This is a genomic window from Bacillus sp. FSL P4-0248 (assembly GCF_038593305.1).
GTDB classification, from domain to species: Bacteria; Bacillota; Bacilli; order Bacillales; family Bacillaceae; genus Bacillus; species Bacillus safensis.
Genome location: NZ_CP151983.1, coordinates 3006379 through 3025398 on the forward strand (window position 1 = coordinate 3006379; position 19020 = coordinate 3025398).

The following is a 19020-nucleotide window of genomic DNA, read 5'->3' on the forward strand; positions in this document are numbered from 1 at the left end:
AAGCACCTACCTTATCTTTTTCATTCCTTCAAAAGAAAAAGGATAATAGCTTAGAATAATGCCATTATCCAACTTCTTCTATTTTAACAAGAGGGGGTTCATTATGAAAGATGGTATTCATGAATTTTTCCTAACAATTTTATTTCATTACCCTCATGGCATTTAAAACAGCGAGTACAGTCACACCGACATCCGAGAAGACGGCTTCCCACATGGTCGCAATACCAAATGCTCCGAGTAATAGGAAAACCCCTTTAACTCCAAGAGCAAATGCAATGTTCTGCCATACAATTCTTCTTGTTCGTTTAGCGACAGCGATGGCTTCTGCTACTTTTGACGGCTGGTCTGTCATAATGACGATATCAGCCGCTTCTACCGCTGCATCTGAACCAAGTCCGCCCATCGCAATTCCTATGTCTGCTCTTGCTAATACCGGTGTATCATTAATGCCGTCCCCAACAAATAATAATTTTTCTTGAGGCGCTTTTTTCTGATCAATTTCTTCTAATTTCGTTACTTTATCCTGCGGTAATAATTCGGCATGTACTTCATCAATGCCAATTTGCTGGGCGACCGCTGTTCCAACTTGCTTGGCATCACCAGTCAGCATGACTGTTTGAATGCCAGATGCTTTTAGAGCTGAGACCGCTTCAATTGCATCATCCTTTAATTCATCTGCAATCAAGATCGATCCGGCAAACTCACCGTTAATGGCCATGTACACAACTGTTCCGCTTCGTTTTTCTTTTTCATACGAAATGCCTTCTCGTTCCATCAAGCGATGATTACCCGCTAACACTTGTGAACCACTGATGGTCGCTTTAATTCCATGTCCAGCAATATCCTCATAGGCTTCGATCTGGCTTTCATCAAGCGGCGAACCATATGCCGCTTTAATCGATTCAGCAATCGGATGTGAGGAGTGAGCTTCTGCTAAAGCTGCAAAAGAAAGCAGTTCCTCTTCTGACCACTTGTCGCTCGTTGTCACGATATTGGTCACCGTAAAGTTCCCTTTTGTGAGTGTGCCCGTCTTATCAAATACAGCATAACTCACAGAGTTCAATGCTTCTAAATAGTTACTGCCCTTTACTAAGATGCCTCGTTTAGAAGCTGCCCCAATTCCCCCGAAGAACCCTAATGGGATAGACACGACAAGCGCACAAGGACAAGAAATCACTAGGAAAACGAGTGCCCGGTAAACCCAGTCAGACAATTGTGCTGATGGAATGAGAAGCGGCGGCACAAAGGCAAGCAGCAATGCTAATACAACGACAGCCGGTGTATAGTATTTTGCAAACTTTGTGATAAAGTTTTCTGTCTGTGCTTTTCGGCTGCTCGCATTTTCAACCAAATCTAAAATTTTCGTCACGGCCGATTCACTTAGCCCTTTTTGCACTTCAATTTCAAGAATACCGTTTTGATTCACAAATCCTGCAAGAACTTCTTTCCCTGCTTCTACATCCCGCGGCACAGACTCACCTGTTAATGCAGAGGTATCCACAAGTGAAAATCCTTCAATGACAAGACCATCAAGTGGAATTTTTTCGCCCGGTTTTACGACGATACGGTCACCGACTTTTACTTCTTCCGGCTTCACTTTTTTTGTTTCATTTCCTACTTTGAGATTTGCATATTCAGGGCGAATATTCATTAATTCACTAATGGATCGTCTTGAACGATTCACTGCTGCCCCTTGGAACAGCTCTCCAATTTGGTAAAACAGCATCACTGCCAGTGCCTCTGGATATTGCTGAATCACAAAAGCGCCAGCAGTTGCAATGGTCATTAAGAAGTTCTCATCAAATACTTGGCCGCGCACGATATTTTTCAGCGCTTTAAAAACCACATCACCGCCGACTAGTAAATACGCTGCGAAAAACATGATAAATTTCAGTAAGCCATCTTCTGGTATAAAATAAGCTGCTGTTCCTATAACTGCACCGCCAATTAATTTCAGCACAATCGCTTTTAAATTCTTTGTCCCATGATCATGATCGTGGTGATGTCCCTCTTCTTTTGGTGATACACTCACATGAGGTTCGATGGACTGAACTGTTTTTTCAATACGCTTTGACATCGTTTCTTGCTTATCTGCATGTGTGACAGTCAATGTCCCTGTCGCAAAATTAACGGAACAAGCTTCAACGCCATCCATTTTGCTGACACCTGTTTCAATTTTACGTGCACAGTTTCCACAATCAAGACCGCTTAATACGTATTCATCCTTCATTTTTTTCATGTTCTCACCTTTTTTCTATATGATAAGTAACGTTCCCTGGATCGATGAAACCTATTAAAAATCAAAAACTTTATATATGAGCATATATTCATATATTAGATTACCTTTATTATATGAGGAGTTCTTGTCTTCTGTCAATCATTTCTGAAGAAATCATTGGTTTTTTGTGTCCAATTCTGTCACACGGATTTTCAATAAACCAAGCTCATGTCCCCCGCTCCCCGCATAACATAAAAACGATCATTTGCAGTTTTTCTCTTTACAAAAGAAGGACATAAGCTTAGAATAAAATAAAAGTTTCCCTAAGGAAACAAATTAGCGTTAGTGAATCATTTCATCCTTTAGTCAAAATTATTTAATGTATGCATATATCTTTAGGAAGTGCAATGATGATTGAAAGGGGCCGCAAGAGATGTCAAATGCTTTAACAATCGACCGTCTTCATGTCTCATATCACGGACAGGATGCATTAGAGAATGTCTCTCTTTCCATACAGGAAGGGACAATGACAGGAATCATCGGTCCAAATGGTGCTGGTAAATCGACGTTACTCAAGGCATGTTTGGATCTCATTGAAAAAGACCAAGGGGATATTCGTTTTTTTGAGCAGCCCTTTAAACAAGTCAGAAAACAAATCGCCTATGTACCGCAGAGAAATGATTTAGATTGGACGTTTCCGATTCATGTACTGGATACCGTACTACTTGGAACATATCCGAAGCTCGGACTAATCAAACGTCCAAAAAAAGAAGACCGGGCATATGCGTATCACTGTTTAGAAAAAGTCGGGATGCAGGACTTTGCCAAAAGACAAATCGGTGAGTTATCCGGCGGACAGCAGCAGCGTGTCTTCCTTGCAAGGGCACTTGCTCAAAACGCACAGCTCTTCTGTTTGGATGAACCATTTGTCGGGATTGATATGGCAAGTGAAGAAACGATGGTTCGCATTTTGAAGGAATTACGAGATGAAGGGAAAACCATTTTGGTTGTCCATCATGATTTGAGTAAGGCAGATGATTATTTCAGCCATCTTGTTCTGTTAAATAAAAAACTCATCAAAGCAGGGCCTGTACACGACATCCTTCGCCCAGAAATCATGCTGGAAGCATATGAAACACAGCTGCCATTCTTAAAATCAGCAGGAGGAGACGTGTAATGGAATTTTTAACCGGACTCTTTGAATATGCTTTTTTACAAAAAGCGCTATTTACATCTGTCATGGTAGGCATCATTTGCGGCGTTATCGGCTGCTTTATCATTTTACGCGGCATGGCCCTGATGGGAGACGCCATTTCACACGCCGTACTGCCAGGTGTCGCCATCTCTTATATGCTGGGAATTAACTTTTTCTTCGGGGCCGTTTTAACTGGGGTGTTAACAGCGATTGGGATCGGTTATGTGAGTCAAAACAGCCGCATAAAAAATGATTCTGCCATCGGCATTGTCTTCACAGCCTTTTTCTCAATCGGAATTATTTTGATCACATTTTTGAAAAGTTCAAGTGATCTATATCATATTCTATTTGGAAACGTTCTAGCTGTTCGATCATCTGATATGTGGATTACACTGGGAATCGGTATTTTTATTTTGCTAGCCGTCATTGTTTTCTACAAGGAACTGCTCATTAGTTCATTTGATCCGGTGATTTCTTCGGTTTACGGTTTGCCGAATCGTATGATTCATTATTTTCTCATGACCTTATTGACCCTTGTGACCGTTGCATCACTGCAAACCGTTGGGATTATTCTTGTTGTTGCCATGTTGATTACGCCGGCAGCCACCGCTTATCTCTTAACGGACCGGCTATGGATCATGATTTATTTATCTGCTTTTTTCGGTGCTGTTTCTGCTGTCGTAGGTCTAGGGCTTAGTTTTACGTATAACTTGTCATCAGGCGCTTCCATCGTGCTGGTCGCGACCATTTTATTCGGCAGTGCCTTTATCTTTTCACCAAAGCAAGGCATTCTATGGAGATCATTAAAATCTAAACGAAAACGAACGCACTTAAAAAAGGAAGCGTCTATGTAAAAGGAGGACATATATGAAGAAGGTATTTGCTATCCGTTTGACCGCAGTATTCATTGCCCTTATGATCATCGCAGGCTGTTCGACCCAGCAAAGTAATTCCGGTAAAGATGACGGCACATTAAAAGTTGTCACGACCTACTCCATTCTTTATGACATTGTGAAGGAAGTAGGCGGGCAGCATGTCTCTATTCACAGCATTGTTCCCATTGGTACAGATCCACACGAATTTGACCCGCTGCCAAAGGATGTTCAGTATACGACGGATGCAGACCTTGTTCTATATAATGGCTTGAACCTTGAAACAGGAAACGGCTGGTTTCAAAAGCTGCTTGAATCGAGCGGCAAGGACGGGGATGATGCACCTGTAGCCGAGCTGAGTAAAGGCGTCAAAGTGAAGCATTTGTCATCAAAAGGCCTTGAAAGCCAGCAGGATCCGCACGCATGGCTGAATGTAGAGAACGGGATCATTTATGCCCAAAATGCCCGAGATGCGCTCATTCAAGCAGACCCTGAGCATAAAGAGGATTACGAAAAAAATGCAGAAGTCTACATCAAAAAGCTTCAAGCGCTTCACGATGAAGCAAAAGACAAGTTTGATCAGCTGCCAAAAGATAAAAAGCTCCTTGTCACAAGTGAAGGTGCATTCAAGTATTTTGCAGAGGCGTATGGATTGAAAGCCGGCTATATTTGGGAGATCAACACAGAAAGTGAAGGAACACCAGGACAAATGAAGCGCATTATTCATTTTGTCAAAGATCATCAAGTTCCTGCGCTCTTTCTTGAAACAAGTGTTGATAAACGCAGCCTTGAAAGCCTCTCTGAGGAAACCGGGGTTCCGATCAAAGGAAAAGTCTTCACTGACTCTATTGGAAAAGAAGGTGAAGATGGAGACAGCTACTATAAGATGATGAAATGGAATATCGACACCATTTACAAAGGGCTGTCATCATAAGAAAAGACAGGTGGAGTGAATCCGCCTGTCTTTTTTGTCAGCCTGTTATATTTTCTGGATGTTTTTTCGGCCAAATGACGTAGCTGATGCTAATGATGAAATCAATAGTTAAGATCATCCCCCATGTATTGACAAGCTGCATCAGTGCTTCCGTCCGCTCTGGTGCTTGGATAAGATAGGTTAATCCATATAACAGCCCCGCTCCAATAACATAAGAAATGAAATGCCGCGCCCAGCCGACCATTTCATACACAGACCGCTCTTTCCCGTACTTTGGTTTTCCCTTTGGCTTAGGACCTCCTGCAAATCGATAGGCAAACCTAGCATCTGCCCATTTCACCATTTGATGTCCGAAGGCAAGGCTCACACCAATATAAACAGCCGCAAGCCCGTGGATGACACTCGCCACAGCCCCTTGCCTTAAATCTATATAAGTTGCAGCAAGAAGGATTAAATCCAAAATCGGTGTACAGACAAGAAAGAAAGCACCCAACTTTTTCTGTTTAAACACATAACGCAGCGTTAAGCCCATTAGAATAAACAGCCAAAAACCAATTTCACATGCCACAATCAATAACCCGACCAATTTTTCCACATCCTTTTTTAATACAATTGTATTAAATAAAAAATAACACAGATGTGTTAAAAAAACAACAGCTATGCTAAAATCAATGTATGCCAAAAATCGTCGATCACCATAAACAAAAACAAAAGGTCGCTCAAGCTGCAATGAGAGTGATTAAACAAGAGGGATTGGAAAGCGCTTCTGTACGAAAAATAGCAGTCGAAGCTGGAATTTCAGCCGGCTCTATGCGTCATTATTTTTCCACACAGCAAGAGTTATTTCTATTCTCTATGAATTTAATTCAAGAAAGAGTCAAGGAGCGGATTACAGGGCTTTCATTAAACGGTTCAACGGAGGAAAATGTCCTCACTTTATTGGAGCAGCTTCTTCCACTTGATGAAGAAAGAAAATTTGAAATGGAGGTGTGGCAGGCTTTTGCAGTCAAGGCGCTGACTGAACCAGATCTACAGCCGCTCAATGCAAAGATGTATGACGAGCTTTTCCAAACGGTCCAATATTGTTTAATGAAATTGAAAGAGGATGGGCTGCTGCTAAATGATATCGATCTTTTATTAGAAACCGAACGGCTTTATGCGGTCATCAATGGGCTTGCATTGAATGGAATCGTGCAGCCCGAACGTATACCGCCTCAGCTCATACGCTCCGTACTGCAGATGCACCTGCAATCCATCACAAAAAAAGACATGTCTCCTTAATTGGAGAGCATGTCTTTTTTTAATCTTCCATAAAAATACGTTTCGCTTCGTAGTAAAGCACCTGCACAAATTTCTTCACATTGATACGGGTGTGTTCTTCTCTTCCGCTCATCTCTTTCGTCAATTCACTCATTTTCTTTCGTACGATGGTGAAATCGAAAAATTTAGATGCGTAATTTTCAAACGTTGGATGGGAAAAATCGGTAAGCCCAAGTGATGCGATGTGTTTCAATGATTGATTGATCGCACGCCTTACCCGCTGTTCGGCTGCCTTTGCTTCTCTTGCGATGTCTGCCGATGTGTAGGGCTCACTTAACTTATCCTCCGTAATCCCAGTGAAAATGATCTTTAAAGAAGGAAAGGAATCATGATGATCAGCATGCAGCGCTAAATACTGGTCTGTAAACAGAATCATATCTAATAAATCTTTAGACCCCTTCTCACCAACAATACCAAGCTCCGCCAGCAAAAACTGACCTGCCTCTGCAAGACTTTTCCCCCGCTGCTTCGTTTTCGTCTGACCGCGCTGCTGAAATTGCATGACCGATTTGAGTGAGTGCTGAATATTTTCAATTGAATGCTCTAAATGAAGACGTTCAATCATCAGATGGAGGACACTTAAGACCTCTACACGATTGATCGGCTTTGTCACATAATATTCGACGCCAAGCGTATACGCCTGTCCGATTAATTCCTTTGTTTCAACCTGTGACAGCATTAAGTATTTCCCATGAAACTCATCCTTGATCGCTCGAATCGTTTCAAGCCCGTCCCTTTCCGGCATCAATAGATCAATACATAAGATATCAATGTGCAAATCATTTAAGTAGCTGGCTGTTAACTCTGCGCCATCCCCTGCTTCCCCGGCCACAATGCCAAGCTCTTCATCTTCAATGAGCTGAGCCAGTGAAGAACGAACGGCTTCATCATCATCAACTATAAAAAATCTCATCTCCCAATCCCCTCTTTTCTACTGACTTGATCTACTGGTATCGTTAATGTGAAAATCGTTTGTTTATTTGGGATACTCTTCATCTCAACACTTCCGCCAAGCTTCTCCGCTGTATCCTTTACATAGGCAAGCCCGATACCGCTAGATGGATTCCCAGCCTGGTCGTATTTCAAAGTGAAGCCCGGTTTAAAAATCACATGATGATTACGTTCTTTTATGCCCGGCCCGTTGTCGTTGATCTGAAAAATCACGTGGTTTTCTTTCTGTGAAATAGAAAGTGACACCTCTCCATCTACAGGAATGGCTTCAACAGCGTTGGATACGATGTTATTTAACAAAGATAGAATGGTATACACGTGATAGGCGGGATGCTTCCCATCTTCATCATAATGAAAGACGATGTTTTTTTTAAGAGATTCTGCGTAATTTTCATGAATGCGAATGACAAGCCCAGCGATATGAGAAGGACTCTCATAAGCCTGGAAGTTTTCCTCATGAATCAGCTTTGATAAGGCAGAAAAAATCCGCTGGTTATCCTTTTTGATTTCATGCACCTCTCCTGCAATTTGCAAGGCGGTTTTACCGAGCTTTTTCAAATCCAATGATTCCGCATCCTTTGCGTGGTGAAGGGATTGATACAATTGATAGGATGTGGCCGTAATGTGCTCGGCATGTGCGAGTGTTTTATGGAAATATGTAGATTCTGTGTAAAGGTTTGATAGGAGCATCAGCAAATGTTCCTTTTCCTTTTTCATCTGACGCTCTCTCGCCTGCTCTTCATATAAGCGAATCATTGTATAACAAGCCAACACGAAAAAGCTTCTGAAAATCGCTAAAACAAATAATTGAAACAGCGTCCGCACCGTTAACATTTCATCCATCGTGCCTCGAAGTGCGATGATCTCAACAACGCTTGCGCAAAGCTCCATGACGATGCCTGTTGCGCCAATCAGCCATGGCTGATCGCGGAAACGTCTGACCTTCAATAAATAAAAGAGTGTGCCATAGACAACATAATAAAGCAGGGAAGGAAATCTTAATGAAACTGCCTCTTCAAGCGGAAGATGCCCTGTCACAGCTGTATCAAGCAGCACGCGAAACGCAAAAACAGATATCCCAGCGATGATGCCGCTTGCCCATGCCGGAAATCTTTTCATTTGAAGCAGGATAAAGAAAAAGACAACGGTTCCAAAGCTGACCCGAAAGCTGTCCTCAAATGGATAAAATTTAAACTCTCCGCCAATCGGCGTCAGTACAATGAGCAGCACAATTAAATAAGGCTCTGTATTCAGCCATTTTTTCAGTAGATTCAAACGCAGTCACATCCCTAATAATTGACGATAGTATACTATGTGAGCTAAAGAAAAACAAACCTCCATGAAAAAGCGCACACCGGAACTTTGCCGGTGTGCGCTTCTCATGATGCCGCTTAATCTTCTAAACGATCCTTTTCTAAAAGTGATGCACCAGCAATACCTGGTTTTGTCATTTCAAAAGGATTTAAGATGACATCAAGCTCTTCCTCTGTTAACACATCATTTTGCAGACAAAGCTCACGTACAGATGCACCTGTAAGGATGGCTTCTCTTGCAATTCGTGCAGCCGCTTCATAACCAATGTGCGGGTTCACCGCCGTCATGACACCGGCACTCTTTTCTACATATTCTTTTAATCTAGATTCATCTGCTTTTAGGTCACGCAAGCAGTTGTCCACGAAGGACTCGAATACATTTTTCATCATGCTGAGAGATTGAAGCAGGTTGAACACTAACACTGGTTCCATAACGTTTAGTTCAAGCTGGCCAGCCTCTGATGCAAGACAGATTGTGTGATCGTTCCCAATAACTTGGAATGCCACTTGGTTCATGACCTCAGGCATAACTGGGTTGACTTTTCCTGGCATGATGGATGAACCTGGCTGTCTCGGCGGCAGGTGCAGCTCACCAAAGCCCGCTCTTGGACCTGAAGCCATTAGACGAATATCGTTCGCCATTTTGGACATGTTCATCATACATACTTTAAGCGCAGCCGATACTTCTGTATAAGCATCCGTATTTTGCGTTGCATCGACTAAGTCTTCAGCACCAACTAACGGTAATCCGCTAATGTCAGATAGGTAGCCAACCACTTGGCGAATATACTTAGGATCTGCATTCAATCCAGTTCCGACTGCTGTTGCACCCATATTGACTTCATATAAATGCTGTCTAGACTGCTTGATACGTTTAATATCACGAGCAAGAACTTTTGCATAAGCACTAAACTCTTGTCCAAGTCTGATTGGAACAGCGTCCTGAAGATGCGTGCGTCCCATTTTGATGACATGATCGAATTCCTGCGCTTTTTCGGTCATGACTTGATGCATGTTTTCCATCGTATAAAGTAGTTTTTCAATCATATTCAATGTTGAAATATGAATCGCTGTTGGGAAAACGTCGTTTGTTGACTGCGACATGTTCACATGCGTGTTTGGACTTAGCTCAGTATAAGCGCCTTTTTCCTTTCCTAGTAGTTCAAGCGCTCTGTTTGCAATGACTTCATTGGCATTCATATTCATTGAAGTGCCAGCCCCGCCTTGAATTGGATCGACAATAAATTGATTGTTCCATTTTCCTTCGATGACCTCATCTGCGGCTTGAACAATTTTTTCTCCAAGACCAGAATATAGTCGCTGTGTATCCATATTTGCAAGTGCGGCTGCCTTTTTGACAATCCCTAATGCTTTGATGAGTTCCTCATGAATACGGTAGCCTGTAATTGGAAAGTTCTCCACTGCACGTAATGTTTGAATTCCATAATATGCTTGAGTGTCTACTTCCTTTTCACCTAGAAAGTCTCGTTCGATTCGAACTTGCTTGTCCTGTAGCTTCGTCATTTGAAAAGATCTCCTTTTTTACGCTGCTTTTGTTTGTTGTTTTAATTCCTCAATATACTTCTTCGATTTCTCTTGATCAAATACTTTTTCCCACTTAGACATGACAATGGCTGCAAGTGAGTTACCAAATACGTTCACTGTTGTACGAACCATGTCAAGAAGTCGGTCGATCCCAACGATGAAGGCAAGTCCTTCAAGCGGCAGTCCCATGGCACCAAGAGTTGTGATGACAACAACGATCGATGCACCTGGTACACCAGCCATTCCTTTAGATGTCAGCATTAAAATTAATAGTAACGTAATTTGCTCATAGATGGAAAGCGGCATGCCGTACATTTGTGCAACAAATATCGCAGCAATGGATTGATAGATGGCACTTCCATCTAAGTTAAAGGTGTAGCCTGTTGGAATAACGAACGACGTGATCGCTTTCGGGCAGCCGAACTTCTCCATTTTGTCCATTAATCTAGGCAGTACAGCTTCTGAACTTGCTGTTGAGAATGCAAGAATGATTTCTTCTTTTAATACTTTAAATAGTGTAAAGACGCTTGTTCCAGCCATTTTCGCAATAATGCCAAGTACAACAATGACGAAGAATGCCATTGTACCGTAAACGACAAGTACCAGTTTGCCTAGCGGGAGAAGCGCTCCGACCCCGAATTTGATCACCGTCACACTGATGAGCGCGAATACACCAAATGGTGCAAACTTCATCACTTTATTGGTTACCCAGAACATGGCTTCGAGTATACCCTCAAAGAATCCTAATACTGGTTTTCCTTTGTCTCCAACTGCGGCAATTCCTAATCCGAATAAGACTGTAAAGAAGATCGTTGGTAATAGATCACCTTCTGCAATGGATTGGAAAACGTTTGTCGGTACAAGATGCACCAACGTTTCTGAGAAAGTCGCTTTTTCAGAAGAAGCCTTAGATGTCTCTTCATATTTAGAGATATCGCCTTTCTCCATGTTGCTCATATCAATTCCTGTACCAGGATGGAACAAGTTTGCTGCAAGCAGTCCAACTGCTAATGCAATCGTTGTCACAATCTCGAAGTAAAGAATGGTTTTTCCGCCGAGTCTTCCGATCGTTTTCATATCTCCAACACCTGCAACTGCTACAATCAATGCAGCAATAACAATTGGAAGAACGATCATTTTAATTAAATGGATGAATATATCGCCAATCGGCGTTAACACATTAATAACGGTTTCATTTTGATAAAACAGCGCTCCCACGACAACACCCAGAACAAGTGCAATGAGTATTTGAGAAGCTAACCCTAACTTTTTCATACGTGAACCCCCTTTTATTGATAACGCTTTCTTTGTTGCTTAATCGCATCTTAACGACGAACCTACAAAAAACGACAAAAAAGAACAAAAAGAAGTGAATTTTTTATGAAAAATCTTTAAAAAGGTGGGTTTTTCCACAATATTGTTAAAAAAAGACTTCGCTTTTTGGCGAAGTCTTAATGATTTTGCATCTGTTCACTTGGTGTAAGTTGATTTGAAAAAAATTCATCATAAATCGTATATCCAATGAGCACAAGAGCAACATAGAGCAATGCACTAACGGTCCAAATCCATTTGACATTCATCTTCATTCTGCCACTCCCTCTCTGACTGGCTTCAATCGCTGCAATCTGAGCGCATTCAGCACAACGGACACGGAGCTAAAGGCCATTGCTGCTCCTGCAAGCCATGGTGCAAGGAAACCAAATGCAGCGATCGGTATCCCAATACAGTTATAGGCAAGCGCCCAAAATAGGTTTTGTTTAATGTTTCTCATTGTTTTTTTACTAAATTCCAGCGCATCTGCAATGGCATGGAGATCTCCCGTCATGAGCGTAATATCTGCTGCTTCCATGGCAACATCTGTCCCTGTCCCCACAGCCATCCCAATATTCGCTGTTGCAAGAGCTGGGGCATCATTGATACCGTCTCCGACCATGGCGACTTTCTTTCCCTGTTCCTGAAGCGCTGCAATGTGAGCCGCTTTTTCTTCAGGCAGCACTTCAGCAATGACATGATCAATGCCCGCCTGTTTCGCAATCGCCTCTGCTGTAAGTTTATTATCACCTGTCATCATCACAACGTGAATCCCCTGCTCTTTCAGACGAGCGATGGCTTGAGGAGAGGATGATTTGATCGTATCTGCCACTGCTACAATGCCGGCGACTTCGCCGTCAATCGCAACAAGCATAGCCGTTTTTCCTTGCTCCTCCAGCGTTGTGACAGATGCTTCTATTTGCTCATATTGGATATGATGTTTCTGTAATAGCTTTCGCGTTCCAATCAAAAGCTTGTGTCCTGCTGCCTTTGCTTCAATTCCATGACCTGGATCTGCTTGGAAGGCTTCAATTTCGACTGCTTCAAGACCTTGTTCTTTCATACCGTCTGTGATCGCCCGGGCAAGCGGGTGTTCCGACTGCTGTTCTGCCGATCCTGCTAGCTGAAGCAGCGTATCTTCTGTCCAGTTGGCATATGCCAGTACATCTGTCAGACTAGGCTCTCCTTTTGTTACAGTCCCTGTTTTATCTAACACGACCGTGTCGAGTGATTGAGTCACTTCTAAATGCTCTCCGCCTTTAAACAGAATGCCTGATTCAGCCGCACGGCCGCTGCCAGCCATAATAGAGGTTGGTGTCGCAAGGCCGAGCGCACACGGACATGCAATGACAATGACGGCTATAAAGGTTTCAAGTGCTGACGTCACATTTCCTGGGTCAACAAAGAAAAACCATATGAGGAATGTGAGCACAGCAATTCCAACAACAATGGGAACAAATATTCCTGATATTTGATCTGCCATTCTTTGAATTGGTGCTTTTGAGCCCTGCGCTTGTTCTACGACTCGGATAATCTGTGAAAGAGCAGTCTCTTTCCCGACTTTAGTCGCTTTTATTTTGATGAATCCATTTTTATTGATCGTTGCCCCGATGACCATATCTCCTGCTGTTTTATCAACAGGCAGACTTTCTCCTGTAATCATGGACTCATCTATTGCGGTTGTCCCTTCTATGATCTCCCCATCTACCGGTACTTTTTCCCCCGGTTTGACAAACACAAGGTCATTCACTTTCACGTCAGAAATAGGCACAGTCATCTGTTTGCCATCTCGCTCGATAACCGCTTCTTTCGCTTGTAAGCCCATGAGCTTTTGAATCGCTTCTGATGATCTTCCTTTAGCTCTAGCTTCCATTAATTTTCCAAGCACGATCAACGTAATGAGGACAGCACTTGTTTCATAATAGAGGGCTGCCTCATGTGTGCCTTGAACCGCTGACTGAATGCTTTCATATAAACTATAGAAAAACGCGGCAGATGTCCCAAGAGCGACAAGAACATCCATATTGGCACTTTTATTTCTTAAAGCCTTATACGCCCCTACATAAAAGGGCCAGCCGACAATGAACTGCACAGGCGCTGCCAACGCCAGCTGTACCCATGGATTCATAAACGCTTCAGGCAGCCAAATAAAGGACGTAAAAGAAAAATGGCTGACCATTGCCCAAAGAAGCGGCAGTGACAAAATCATCGAGAATAAAAAGCGTGCCGTTTGCTTCTCTATTGCTGCTTGGCGGTGATCTTTCTTTCCTTCCTCTGCTTGATCTGCAGCTGGTTCAATTAAAGAATACCCAATAGACTGCACCGCATCTTTTATGTCATTTGTAGACGTTTGGCCCGGATGATATGTGACCTGAAGTGTCTCAAGCGCAAAATTTACAGACCCGTGATCGACACCGTCCATTCGGTTAATTTTTTTCTCGATTCGGTTTGCACAAGCCGCACACGTCATTCCCTCTATATCAAATTCTGCTTGCTCCATCACCACATCATAGCCAAGCGATTGAACTTTTCGCTTTAAATCATCTGGTGTTATCTTCTCTGTTTCATAGACGATATGGGAAGTGTCAAGCGCCAAATTCACACTGGCATCCTCCACACCTTCCAGCCTGTTCAATCCCTTTTCGATACGGCCTGCACAAGCAGCACAGGTCATCCCCGTAATTTGAAAGTCAATTTCCTTTTTCATTGATCTCACCTCTCCATATACTCCATGGGGGTATTATTTTTTGAAAAAAATACGTGCTGTACTGCAGCACGTATACTTATTTATACGACATCATATCCCTGTTCTTCAATCACATCAGAAATACGGTGTAACGTGACTTGATCCGGATGAAATGAAACCTCCACCTGTCCTTTGTCTAAATGGACTTTCACAGATTCCACACCTGCTAATTCTCCTACATTTCCTTCGACTGCTTTCACGCAATGTCCGCAAGACATGCCCTGCACTTGAAGTGTTGCTTGTTCCACTTCTCATCGCCTCCATCAATCATTTTCTACAATTTACTATACCCTAGTAGGGTATAGATGTAAACATAAATGCTACGATTTTGTCAGTTTCGTAAAGACTGTCATTAACTCTTCAATGGCTTCATCCCCATTGCCGCTCTTGATAGCATCTGCAACACAATGATGTGTATGCTTTTCCATCAAATGAAGACTGACTTTTTTCAAAGCCGCATTGACTGCAGAGATTTGATTCACAACATCTATACAGTAACGATCGTTTTCAATCATTTGCTGAATCCCGCGAACTTGTCCTTCCACTCGTTTCAAGCGATTGATCAATTGGTCCTTTTCCTTTTCGGCTCTAGGCGAAGCCATATGTCTTTCTTCATGTTCTGTCATGTGATCACCTTTTTTTCATTATGACTTGTCTTTACCTAAATTAAAGCATATCTCCACCGAAAAAGGCAAAGATATGCTGAGCACCGCATATAAAGCTGTTTGTCCTAATTTGTTAATTGTTCGATATCCTGCAAAAGATTGACGGATTGCTGAAGCTGTTTCATCAATCCCTGCTGATCCTCCAGTATGGCGGCAACATCGATATCGCCTGCTTTCAATTGCTGTATATATGTTTGAATCTCCTCTGACAGCACTTTATTTTTTTCAATGATTTGTGCATGAAGGTCTTCTGCCATTTTTGGCGCTGTGACTTCATTAAAATCTTGTATGTCTGCCTTCAACGATTCAAGCTGCTGCGTTAATTCTGCCTTTTTGGCGGCGTTTTGCACAGCTTCTTCAGCGAGCTTTGGAAATTCCTCTGTAAATTGCTGAATGTCCGTCACATAGTCATTTGCCTCAGTGACATACGTCGTTGTATCGTTGACCTGATCAAGCAAGCCGGAGCAACCGCTTAATACAAGCGTTCCGGAAAATAGACAAGCCATCACGTATTTTTTCAAGATCGATCATCCTTTCATCTGTAGGATTAAAAGCATCATTTGTTCCGCTTCCCTATCACACAGATGCAAAAAGACCTTAAAAATAGCCAGACCTTTGCCTCATGTGTGATAGGCAAAGGTCTGGCTAACATTGTTCATGCCGGAATGGCCGAGAAACAACGAATGTTTCTGTAGTGACGACCAAAACCGTAAAAGCTACTCCCCTTTAGGAAACTGTTCAAATGTTATGTTTATCATATCGAATGTCAGGACAACAGTCAATGCAGAAGATCCTGCTCTTGATACAGAACATGGCCCTTACCAGTGGATGCATAAATCCGGTTCCGTCCTTGGCGTTTTGACATATACAAGGCCTGATCCGCTTCAAATAGAAGTGTCTCTAATACACAAGGATCATTGGCTGTGTGAGCAATTCCAAAGCTCGCTGTCACTCGCACTTTTTCCTTATCATTCGTAAAGAAACTTGCTTCAAACGAATGTCTTATTTGTTCCGCGATATGACATGCCTCTTTAAATGACTGATGAGGCAGACAAATGGCAAACTCTTCTCCCCCATATCGTCCAAATAAATCATCCATTTGTAAATGCTCCTGACAAATAGAGACAACATGACGCAGCGCTTCATCCCCGATATGATGTCCGTGTGTGTCATTGATTTGTTTAAAGAAATCAATATCAAACAGCATAACAGCGGTATCCTGCGCATCCTCTTCAAGGATCAACTGCGTTCGTTCGATGAAAGAAGATCGATTGAAAATATTCGTCAAACCATCGATATACGCACGACGCTCCAGCTCCTCCTGCAGCAAACGCTGCTCTGTAACATCACTGATCACTATTTGCCTGCCCTCAATCTCACCTCTTCTATTAAATAGAGAGGAAGCGGTCAGATGATAATAATAGGACTGGTCTTTTTCTTTTTTCCACATTAAATCATATTGCGAATGATCCTGCGGAGAGCGCAGCCATTGAATGAACGCTGAATCTTTGATGATTGCTGAGAAAATATCGTCGATCTTATAGCCAATTCCCTTTTTATTCGCAAGTGCTGGAATGATCGATGCAGCAGCGGGATTGTAATCAATGAGTGTCCGATATCGATCTAAAATCAAAACCCCTTCAGACATATGCTCAAACACACGCTCCATTGCAATGGGAGACAGCTTAAACAGCTGGAACGACATAATTGCCCATAAATAGAGTGCGTTGGTAATAAACATCACCACAGGAACCGGATCAATATGCAGGGGTGTAACGCCTAATAAATAAATAAAAGAAGTCAAAATTGGTAAGGACATTCCCACTAACAGTATCAGAATCTGCTTTAAATATTCTTTTTTTGTGACACGTAAAAACCAAAGCAGCATAAAAATAGCAAGCATCGAACAGCCAAACGTATAAACGCCATGAATGATATACCAATAGCCAATCGTAAAATCAGCCAATAAAAACCCATCTACTGGATTCATCGTGATGCTTCGATAAAAGAGTGAATGTAAAGAGTTGGTGAACACCATAATGGTTGTGAGAGTTGGAATCAATAAGATGAGAAGCACGCGGCGCTTTGTGAAATATTGATGGAACCCCGTAAATTGCAGCACAATCAGCAGACTGAGCGGTGCGATAAACGGAAGACCTATGTATTGAAAACAAACCCAGAACATGATTTCTTCAGGGGTACGAGCCAATAATTCAAACGTATGCCCAAAGATATAAATCGCAGTTGCTCCAGACATGTACATAAACAATTGACAGCCAATATACCGGTGGCGGTTCGCATGAGCAATGATTGATAATATCACGGACAGAATGCCAGAAACACTCATGATCACAATAAAATGTAAAACAATCGAATCCATGTAAACGCCCCAATTTCAGTTATTTAGAACTAGTCTAATCTTACTATATATGAGGAAGTCAAAAATGGGAAGATGTGATTTTGAATTGGTTGGAGGTTTTTTGTAAAATTTCAGGCGTTATCTGTTTGTGATCCCTTATATTTTCACTACTTTTTGCTTAATTTGAGGGAGAAGTATGTTGCGTCTGGAGAAATATCTGTACAATGTGGGGATGAATGGAGAGGAGACTCGAAAGGAATATGACTTTTTGGATGATTATGACGGGGCTGTTTATGCTGATTCTTTTAGAAAAACCGTTTAAAAAGAGAAGTTCTGGATTGTTATTTTTGATCAGTTATTTACTGCTGATTGCGGTTTATGTGATTCAGACAACGTTTGTGGAACTTGTGCCGGATGGATTTTTGATGATGATTGCGGTGGTTGTCGTTTTTCCTTTGTTTGTTCGGTTGGTGCAGTCTTCTTTGAGAAACCGTACATAAATAATGTTAATAATAATTAAAAAACTCCGGTTATTCCTAATAGAAATAACCGGAGTTTTTTAAGCTAAAATTCCCTCTATTCTATTTTTCCAATCACTCCTATGAATTAGACGTAATTCATGTAGATTATTCTTAACTATAGTCGACTTGCTCATTTTCGAAATGGCTTCCCAATCTCCTTTAATAATATAAGTAGCATTTCCAAGTTTAACATTCTCAAATACAAATAAATTTTTTTCTTTAAATCCAAAGATATAATAACCAGCAAGTCCATTTGCACCTATCGCTTCGAAATCTGGTTTAAATTTTGTTATAGTATCAACTCTATCCCATATTACTTTTTGTTTTCCTTTTTTAATATTTTCAATATAATGCTTTAAATCTCCTCTTCTGTCTCCCCAATTTTCCCCATCTCTATTTAATATAATCCAATTTAATTTTATTGTTTTTTGGGGCTTACGATACAACGACAGGTTTTTTTGATAAATTTCACAGTAACCTACTAACTCTAATAAAATATTCACACCAAGGATAGCATGACTCAGATCGTCACTAGTTACGAATGTTCCATCAATCATCATAAATAAATCCTCACCTTTACTTTCAATAACAAGCTCTAAACTTGGTCCTGGAATCAACTCTTTTTGATATACATTACGGCATACATCTATATAACCTGTTACTTCTTCAGTTTGATTTCGACCTCTAAATTCTCTTCTTGTTGTATAAATTGAATAACAAATAGGTTTTTTTGGAAGATCTTTTCTCACAATTTCTTTCCCCTCAACATTGAATTTCGTGAATCTTCCTTTTATAGGTGGTAATATAATTCGACCTTTTTCTACATTTTCAAAACCAATTTTTTTGATAATATCTTCATCATTAATTTTAATACCTACTCGAAATTCATTAATTCTCTCATCTAAAAATTTTTTTAAAGACTTTACATATTTTTTTCCTTGTATAATCATCTTCACAACATCTCCCTTTTCTTAAAAAAGATAATCTAAAATAACACCTGCTATTTTATAGTTAATTTAGAAGTTAGCTCTTGAAGTTATATTTTCTCTAATTATTTATCATTGATTAAA

The 19020-nt window shown here is 41.4% G+C and carries 18 protein-coding genes; 5 read left to right on the top strand and 13 right to left on the bottom strand.

The features are described from left to right. Nucleotides 1–139 precede the first annotated feature (139 nt). Nucleotides 140–2239, bottom strand: a complete 2100-nt coding sequence (locus NST65_RS15570) for a heavy metal translocating P-type ATPase (RefSeq protein ID WP_041115669.1) — start codon at nt 2237–2239, stop codon at nt 140–142. Nucleotides 2240–2651: 412 nt separating this feature from the next. Here NST65_RS15570 and NST65_RS15575 point away from each other — a divergent pair, with 412 nt between their 5' ends. The 3 genes from NST65_RS15575 to NST65_RS15585 are packed head-to-tail and all read left to right on the top strand — an operon-like array spanning nt 2652 to nt 5219. Next, entirely contained in the window at nt 2652–3395 is a 744-nt protein-coding gene (locus NST65_RS15575; protein ID WP_024423467.1) for a metal ABC transporter ATP-binding protein, read from the top strand. Next, nucleotides 3395–4267, top strand: coding sequence for a metal ABC transporter permease (locus NST65_RS15580; protein WP_024423468.1), 873 nt, complete (start codon nt 3395–3397; stop codon nt 4265–4267). Before NST65_RS15575 ends, NST65_RS15580 begins: the two co-directional genes overlap by 1 nt. 13 nt (nt 4268–4280) lie before the next feature. After that, nucleotides 4281–5219 carry a metal ABC transporter substrate-binding protein gene (locus NST65_RS15585; protein WP_041115667.1) on the top strand — a complete coding sequence of 313 codons (939 nt, stop codon included), beginning with the start codon at nt 4281–4283 and terminating at the stop codon, nt 5217–5219. 37 nt (nt 5220–5256) lie between these two features. Here NST65_RS15585 and NST65_RS15590 read toward each other — a convergent pair whose 3' ends face one another. After that, nucleotides 5257–5805 (bottom strand): hypothetical protein, encoded by a 549-nt coding sequence (locus NST65_RS15590; RefSeq protein ID WP_034280914.1) that lies wholly within the window; start codon nt 5803–5805, stop codon nt 5257–5259. Between the two features lie 89 nt (nt 5806–5894). Between NST65_RS15590 and NST65_RS15595 the strand changes: the two genes are divergently transcribed. Further along, nucleotides 5895–6500 carry a TetR/AcrR family transcriptional regulator gene (locus NST65_RS15595; protein ID WP_034280915.1) on the top strand — a complete coding sequence of 202 codons (606 nt, stop codon included), beginning with the start codon at nt 5895–5897 and terminating at the stop codon, nt 6498–6500. A 19-nt stretch (nt 6501–6519) separates the two neighbouring features. On the opposite strand, the gene NST65_RS15600 is transcribed toward NST65_RS15595, so the two are convergent. The 10 genes from NST65_RS15600 to NST65_RS15645 form a co-directional block, all read right to left on the bottom strand. After that, nucleotides 6520–7452 (bottom strand): response regulator, encoded by a 933-nt coding sequence (locus NST65_RS15600; RefSeq protein WP_111926732.1) that lies wholly within the window; start codon nt 7450–7452, stop codon nt 6520–6522. Further along, nucleotides 7449–8765, bottom strand: a complete 1317-nt coding sequence (locus tag NST65_RS15605) for a sensor histidine kinase (protein ID WP_111926734.1) — start codon at nt 8763–8765, stop codon at nt 7449–7451. The genes NST65_RS15600 and NST65_RS15605 overlap by 4 nt, the downstream gene beginning before the upstream one ends. Nucleotides 8766–8881: 116 nt before the next feature. Then, nucleotides 8882–10327 (bottom strand): aspartate ammonia-lyase, encoded by a 1446-nt coding sequence (aspA, locus tag NST65_RS15610; RefSeq protein WP_024426050.1) that lies wholly within the window; start codon nt 10325–10327, stop codon nt 8882–8884. A gap of 18 nt (nt 10328–10345) precedes the next feature. Beyond that, nucleotides 10346–11623, bottom strand: a complete 1278-nt coding sequence (locus NST65_RS15615; protein WP_024426051.1) for a cation:dicarboxylase symporter family transporter — start codon at nt 11621–11623, stop codon at nt 10346–10348. A 176-nt stretch (nt 11624–11799) separates the two neighbouring features. Continuing rightward, the gene (locus NST65_RS15620) at nt 11800–11934 is read right to left on the bottom strand and encodes a hypothetical protein (RefSeq protein ID WP_257788743.1); all 135 of its coding nucleotides are present in this window, start codon (nt 11932–11934) and stop codon (nt 11800–11802) included. Further along, nucleotides 11931–14366: a heavy metal translocating P-type ATPase gene (locus NST65_RS15625; RefSeq protein ID WP_342489078.1), complete on the bottom strand. Its 2436-nt coding sequence runs from the start codon at nt 14364–14366 to the stop codon at nt 11931–11933. The genes NST65_RS15620 and NST65_RS15625 overlap by 4 nt, the downstream gene beginning before the upstream one ends. An 80-nt stretch (nt 14367–14446) precedes the next feature. After that, nucleotides 14447–14653 (bottom strand): copper chaperone CopZ, encoded by a 207-nt coding sequence (gene copZ / locus NST65_RS15630; protein WP_024423475.1) that lies wholly within the window; start codon nt 14651–14653, stop codon nt 14447–14449. Nucleotides 14654–14725: 72 nt separating this feature from the next. Further along, complete coding sequence (locus NST65_RS15635) at nt 14726–15031, bottom strand: metal-sensing transcriptional repressor (RefSeq protein WP_012011272.1); 306 nt, start codon at nt 15029–15031, stop codon at nt 14726–14728. Nucleotides 15032–15135: 104 nt separating this feature from the next. Continuing rightward, complete coding sequence (locus tag NST65_RS15640; RefSeq protein WP_034280921.1) at nt 15136–15591, bottom strand: DUF6376 family protein; 456 nt, start codon at nt 15589–15591, stop codon at nt 15136–15138. A 257-nt stretch (nt 15592–15848) separates the two neighbouring features. Further along, nucleotides 15849–17450, bottom strand: a complete 1602-nt coding sequence (locus NST65_RS15645; protein WP_111926738.1) for a histidine kinase N-terminal 7TM domain-containing protein — start codon at nt 17448–17450, stop codon at nt 15849–15851. Between the two features lie 239 nt (nt 17451–17689). Here NST65_RS15645 and NST65_RS15650 point away from each other — a divergent pair, with 239 nt between their 5' ends. Beyond that, nucleotides 17690–17929, top strand: coding sequence for a hypothetical protein (locus NST65_RS15650; protein WP_046313180.1), 240 nt, complete (start codon nt 17690–17692; stop codon nt 17927–17929). A gap of 59 nt (nt 17930–17988) precedes the next feature. Here NST65_RS15650 and NST65_RS15655 read toward each other — a convergent pair whose 3' ends face one another. Beyond that, a complete protein-coding gene (locus NST65_RS15655; RefSeq protein ID WP_206761824.1) occupies nt 17989–18900 on the bottom strand; it encodes a hypothetical protein in 912 nt (303 codons plus the stop codon). Nucleotides 18901–19020 lie beyond the last annotated feature (120 nt).